Source organism: Achromobacter sp. D10 (assembly GCF_035282245.1).
GTDB lineage: Bacteria > Pseudomonadota > Gammaproteobacteria > Burkholderiales > Burkholderiaceae_B > Achromobacter > Achromobacter insolitus.
Window position 1 is genome coordinate 300,307 of the sequence record NZ_JAYJLE010000007.1, and the last position, 6,128, is coordinate 306,434.

Below are 6,128 nucleotides of genomic sequence, written 5' to 3' on the forward strand. Positions count from 1 at the left end.
GGGGGAGACCTACTTACTCTACAGAGGCGTTCAAGAACCGGAACCGGATGTCGCCCGGGACTTCCAGGTCCTTCACGCGCTTGTTCACGCCCACGATGGTGTTCAGGCTGTAGAGCGGCATTTCCAGCGCCTGCTCGGCTACGTAGCCGGCGATCTCCTGCAACATGGCTTCGCGCTTCTTCACGTCATAGACCGTGCGTTGCGCTTCCAGCATGCCATTGAGCTTGGCGTCGTTGTCGTACGGGTTCCACTTCTGGCCAGTGTGGTACATCAGGTACGCCGTGTTGTCGTAGTCGTAGGTCCAGCCGCCCCACTGGTTCTGCCACATTTCGCCGGTCTTGCCGCCCGGGATGATGTCGTTGAGCAGCACGCCCGTTTCATATGGCTTGATCGTGGCGCGCACGCCCACGCCTTGCAAGTAGCCGGACACGGCCTGGGCAACTTCGCGGAAGTTCGAATCGCTGCCGCGCACGTCGATCTGCACGGTGGCGCCAGGCTTGACACCAGCCGCGGCCAGCAGCTTCTTGGCTTCGGCCGGGTTGAAGGGCAGGGGCTTTTGTTCGGGGTTGTAGCCGAACGACTGGGGGCCCTGGAAGCTGGCGATGGTCTTGGCCTGGCCCAGCAGCAGCTGCTTGACGATGGCGTCGCGGTCCACGGCCATGATCAGCGCGCGCCGCACGTCGCGGTTCTGCGTAATGCCGCTCTTGGTGTTGTAACGCAGCGCATAGGCGACGGGACCGCCGGTGGAAATCACGTCGGCATTGCCGGACTTCTTCACGGTTTCGATCAGGCCCAGCGGGATCAGCGTGGCGATGTCGATGCGGCCGGCCTGCAGTTCGGCGACCTGGGTGCCGGGTTCGCCGATAAAGCGGTAGACCACCTTATCCAGCTTGGGCTTGCCGCCCCAGTAGTCGTCGTTGCGCGCCAGCGTCACATTGACCTTGGGCTGGTAGCTTTCGAACTTAAACGGGCCGGTGCCGACCGGGTTGGTGTTGAAGTTGTCTTCGCCCTTTTCCTTGATGTACTTGGGCGGCACGATCATGGCGCCATAGCCGGCAAGCTTCGTCAGCAGCACCGGGTCCGGTTGCTTCAGGATGAAGTCGACCGTGTATTCGTCGACGACCTTGACCTCGCCGATCGAATCGTAGTTTGCCTTTTGCGGACCCTTGGTGCCTTCGGCGCCCAGCAGGCGTTCGAAGGTGAATTTCACGGCCTCGGCGTTGAAAGGTTCACCGTTATGGAACTTGACGCCTTCGCGCAGCTTGAAGCGCAGACGCTTGTTGTCGTCCAGGTATTCCCAGCTGGTGGCCAGGCCCGGCTGCAGCTTCAGGTCGGCGCCGCGCATGGTCAGGCCATCGTACAGGTTGCTGCCTACCGAACCCCAGAACGTCACGAAGGTGTCGATCGGATCCCAGCTGCCCGGATCCTGGTTGATGGCGACATTGAGCGTGCCGGCGGCGTGAGCGGTCGAGAAGACTGCGGGCAGCGCGCCGCCCAGCGCCAGAGCCAGGGCGGTGGCGGTGTAGGTTTTGCGTAGGGAGAGCATGTTCAACTCCAGGAACGGAAAATCGGTCGGGCCGACGTGAAAAATGGGTGCGGCTCAAGCCGCGCGGGCTACCTGATGGCCCGGCGCGAATTCAACCAGGGGAATGATGGCGGGTTCGTCGCCGACGCGCCGCACGGGGCTGGGGATCTCGCCCTCGATCAGCGAGGTGTCGATATGGCGGCCGGGCTCGGCCACGGGCACGGCGGCCAGCAGCTTGCGCGTGTAGGGGTGCTGCGGCGATTCGAAAATCTGGCGGCGAGTGCCCAGTTCGACGATCTGGCCGAGGTACAGGACCGCGACACGGTGGCTGACTTTTTCCACCACCGCCATATCGTGCGTGATGAACAGATAGGACAGGCCGCGGTCCTTTTGCAGGTCCATCAGCAGGTTCAGGATCTGCGCCTGGATCGACACGTCCAGCGCCGACACGGATTCGTCCGCGATGATCAGCTTTGGGTTGCTGGCCAGCGCGCGCGCGATGCATACGCGCTGGCGCTGGCCGCCCGAGAATTCATGCGGATAGCGCTGGGCGTGTTCCGGCTTCAGGCCGACCTGCTCCAGCAATTCGCCGATGCGGCGCGCGATGGCGTCTTCGCTGGTCAAGAGGCCGTGCGTGCGGATGGGCTCGGCAATGCTGAAGGCCACCGTCTTGCGCGGGTCCAGCGACGCGTAGGGATCCTGGAAGATGTATTGGATCTCCTGGCGCAGGCGCTGGCGGCCGGCGCTGTCCATCGTGAAGATGTCCTCGCCGTTGTAGCGCACGGCGCCCGAGGTCGGCGCCACCAGCTGCTGCAAGGTCTTGCCGATGGTGGACTTGCCGCTGCCGGACTCGCCCACCAGCGCCAGCGTTTCGCCGGGATAGACGTCGAAGCTCACTTCCTCGACAGCGTGCACGCGGTGCGTGACGCGGCCGAAGAAGTTGTGGCCCACGTCAAAGCGAGTGGTCAGCTTTTCCACGCGCAGCACGGGCTCGTCGTAGCGCGCCGTGTCCTGCTCGCGGGTTTCGCCCACTTCGCGCAGCGTGTCGCCTTCAAGCACGGTCTGCGGTGTGCGCAGCGGCAAGTCGCGGCCCGTCAGGCTGCCCAGGCGCGGCACTGCGGCCAGCAGCGCGCGGGTATAGGGATGCTTGGGCGCGTTGAAGATATCCTGCACTGGGCCTTGCTCGACCTTCTTGCCGCGCAGCATAACCACCACGTCGTCGGCCATTTCGGCGACCACGCCCATGTCATGCGTAATGAAGATCACCGCGGTGCCCAAATCGCGCTGCAACTCGCGGATGGTGTTCAGGATCTGCGCCTGGATGGTGACGTCCAGCGCCGTGGTCGGCTCGTCGGCGATCAGCAGGCGCGGTTGGCACGACAGCGCCATCGCGATCATCACGCGTTGGCGCATGCCACCCGACAACTGGTGCGGGTAGCGGTCCAGCATCTGCTCGGCGTCGGGCAGGCGTACCTTTTCCAGCAACTTGCGGGCCGATAGGCGCGCGGCCGAGCGCGACAGCTGCTGGTGCAGCATGATGGCCTCGACGATCTGGTCGCCGATGGTGAACACCGGGTTCAGCGAGGTCATCGGCTCCTGGAAGATCATCGCGATGTCGTTGCCACGAATGGCGCGCATGTCTTCATCGGAAGCCGCGGTCAGGTCGATCTCGCGGTCGGCGCTGTCGCGGAACAGGATCTGCCCGGTGGCGATGCGGCCATTGGTGTAGTCCGTGAGGCGCATGATGGCCATGGACGTGACCGACTTGCCCGAACCCGATTCACCGACGATGGCCAGCGTCCGGCCGGGCCGGACCTCGAAATCCAGGCTGTCGACGGCGCGGAAGACGCCATTCTCGGTATTGAAGTCGACCGACACGCCGCGCACGGACAGTAGCGGGGCGGAAGTGAATGCGGTAGTGCTAGACAACGTGGATTCTCACAGCGAGGTGGCGGCGCGGGCTGCCTGGTCGTACAGGCCCGAAAGGGCGCGCAGGGTGTTGGCCAGTTGATGGCTGGCCTCGTCCGCGGCGGGGGAGTCGATGAAGGGTTTGACGAGGCACTGCTCGCGCACTTCGGCGTAGCGCTGGATCGCCGCCGCGCCGGCGTCGGTCGTCGTGTAGATCACTTCCTTGCCGGTCTTGGCGCTTTGCACCACGCCCAGGCGCTCCAACTTCTTCAGCGAATAGTTCACCAAGTGGGTGTCTTCGACGTTGAGCGTGAAGCAGATGTCCGCCAGTTTCTTGCCCCGGCCGCGATGGAACACGTGGTTCAGCACCAGGATGTCCAGCGAGGTCAGCTCGGGCAATCCCGCACAGGCCATGCAGCGCACCATCCAGCGATTGAACGCATGCGACGCAATGATCAGCCCGAATTCCACTTCGGAAAGCTCGGGCGCCGACGAGGCCAGGTGGGATGAGGAAACGATGGCGTCCCGGACGGAAACAGGCATGGGCAAGGCAGGAAAGGGACGGATCGACGACAAAACGTTGGCGAATTATTGACGATTTGTCGATATGTCCGTATTCGGGATAACCCGTGGGCAACCGCAACTGCGGTCGGGCGCAACCCTTTTCTCGGACCAATCCCATTTATTCGCCGTAGGGGCTCGCATACAACAGAAGGCCCTTCTGTTTCGTCGAAGGGACCCGCAATTCGCTTCGTATCAACCCGCACCCGCAGCACGCGTGACCGTTCCTGGACCCGGAGCGGCACGGCGATAACAAGGAGCGCCGCGCACGTCCGCAGGCGCAGTACCGGCATGAAACACGATTGGCGCCTGCGCATTGCCGCAGGCATGTTGGCGGCGGGCATTTTCCCGGCCGTATCCGGCGCTCGGCCGCTACCCGAGGCGGCCGAGCGCGCGGCCGAAATCGAACGCCGCCAGGAACACGAACTGGAGGCCCAGCGCGCCCGGGCGTCCGAGCGTCCGGACGTGCTGCCGTCCGCCGCGCCCTTTGCAAGCGGTCTGGCGCTACCGGCCGAAACGCCTTGCTTCACCTTGCGCGAAGTAGCCTGGGATGGGCCACGGCCGGCCGAGCCTCTTGCGGCGGCGGCTTCCATGGTGGCAGGTCAGTGCGTGGGCGCCCTCGGATTGCGGGCCCTGCAGGAGCACTTGCTCGGCTTGTTGATCGACCGCGGCCTCGTCACCGCGCGGATCGTCGTGCCGGAACAATCCCTGGCTGAGGGCCGCTTGACGTTGCGCTACCTGCCAGGACGGTTATCCGCTGTCAGGAGCGAAGGCGGCATCGGCTGGTGGCGCATGGCCCTGCCCACCGGACCGGGCGGCGACCTGAACCAGCGCGACCTGGACCAGGCGCTGGAGAACATCCGGCGGCTGGGCAGTCAGGCCGATGCGTCCATCGACGTTGCGCCGGGCCCGCAGCCGGGCGATTCCGACATCGTCATCCATCCCGGCGCCGGCAAACGCTGGCATGGATACCTCGGCGGCGACAACGCCGGCCTGGACGCCATCGGCAAATATCAGGTCAATGCCGGGCTGACCCTGGATTCGCCCTTGTTCCTGTACGACCAGCTTTCGTTGTCCTGGAACAGCAATGCGCGCTGGCGCGATGGGCAATCGAACACGCGCGCCGCGTCCTTGAACTACAGCATTCCTTTCGGCTATTGGGCGTTCTTCGTCGGAGCCAGCAAATCCACCTATCGGCAGACCGTCGCAGGCTTCGACGAACCCATCCTCTATGGCGGCGCCACCCGGCAGCTGCAGGCGGGAGTGTCACTGGTGCCTTATCGCGGGGCGGCTTACAAGGGCACTTCTACGCTGACTCTGCTGCGCAAGCGCACCACCAGCACCCTCGATGACGTAGACATTGAAGTGCAGCGGCGCGACGTCACCGGCTATGCGTTCAGCCTGGCGCACCGCCACTATCTGGGCCGGGCCATGCTGGACGCGGGGGGCGGCGTGCGCGGCACGCTGGCGGGCCTGTCGGAAAAACCCGGCTATGTCTATGGCGATCCAGACTGGAACGGACGCAGCGTCGTTCTTACCGCCAGCGCCGGCCTGCATTGGCCGTTCCGCCTGGCGGACCAGCCTTGGACCTATCAAGCGAACTGGCAAATCCAGCATGCCAGGACATCCATCGTGCCTTCCGATTTTTTCACCATCGGTAATCGCTACGCGGTGCGAGGCTTTGACGGACAGATGACGCTGGCTTCCGAAGACGGCTGGACCTTGCGCAATGACTTGTCGCTTGGCCTGGAGACGCTGCTGCGCGCGCCGGGCCAGCAGCTGTACGCGGGCCTGGATGTGGGACGTGTGGGCGGCCCGTCGGCGGCGTCGCTATTTGGCCGCACGTTGGTCGGCGCGGTTGCTGGCCTGCGCGGACGAGTCGGCCTGCCGTATGTCAACGCCAGTTATGACCTGTCTGCCGGCTGGCCGCTGCAAAAGCCCGAATCTCTGAAGACCGCCAGCACGGTGTTCGCGGCGGCCTTGATGTTCGAACTCTGATGGCGTCGCCACGTGCCGCGCGCTTTTATTCCCATCTCCTACGCATGATGTCCAAGCTTCGCTCCCTGATCATCTGGTCCGTCGTCTTCACGCAAGTCTGGTCGCCTGTGCTGGCGCAGACGCTGCCGATTTCGGT

The 6,128-nt window shown here is 64.5% G+C and carries 4 protein-coding genes; 1 reads left to right on the forward strand and 3 read right to left on the reverse strand.

The window, feature by feature from the left end; genetic code table 11:
- Positions 1 to 13: 13 nt before the first annotated feature.
- Genes VCS63_RS20660 through VCS63_RS20670 form a run of 3 tightly spaced genes read right to left on the reverse strand, consistent with a single transcriptional unit; the run spans position 14 to position 3,976 of the window.
- Positions 14 to 1,546 carry an ABC transporter substrate-binding protein gene (locus tag VCS63_RS20660; protein ID WP_063960525.1) on the reverse strand — a complete coding sequence of 511 codons (1,533 nt, stop codon included), beginning with the start codon at positions 1,544 to 1,546 and terminating at the stop codon, positions 14 to 16.
- Between the two features lie 54 nt (positions 1,547 to 1,600).
- Positions 1,601 to 3,454: a dipeptide ABC transporter ATP-binding protein gene (locus VCS63_RS20665; protein ID WP_063960526.1), complete on the reverse strand. Its 1,854-nt coding sequence runs from the start codon at positions 3,452 to 3,454 to the stop codon at positions 1,601 to 1,603.
- Positions 3,455 to 3,463: 9 nt separating this feature from the next.
- Entirely contained in the window at positions 3,464 to 3,976 is a 513-nt protein-coding gene (locus tag VCS63_RS20670) for a winged helix DNA-binding protein (RefSeq protein WP_063641272.1), read from the reverse strand.
- Between the two features lie 309 nt (positions 3,977 to 4,285).
- Between VCS63_RS20670 and VCS63_RS20675 the strand changes: the two genes are divergently transcribed.
- Positions 4,286 to 5,992 (forward strand): ShlB/FhaC/HecB family hemolysin secretion/activation protein, encoded by a 1,707-nt coding sequence (locus tag VCS63_RS20675; RefSeq protein WP_323880902.1) that lies wholly within the window; start codon positions 4,286 to 4,288, stop codon positions 5,990 to 5,992.
- Positions 5,993 to 6,128 lie beyond the last annotated feature (136 nt).

Excerpts from the sequence above, each read along its gene's own strand:
- VCS63_RS20660 (WP_063960525.1), bottom strand. The coding sequence starts at position 1,546 with ATGCTCTCCCTACGCAAAACCTACACCGCCACCGCCCTGGCTCTGGCG.
- VCS63_RS20670 (WP_063641272.1), bottom strand. The coding sequence starts at position 3,976 with ATGCCTGTTTCCGTCCGGGACGCCATCGTTTCCTCATCCCACCTGGCC.
- VCS63_RS20675 (WP_323880902.1), top strand. The coding sequence starts at position 4,286 with ATGAAACACGATTGGCGCCTGCGCATTGCCGCAGGCATGTTGGCGGCG.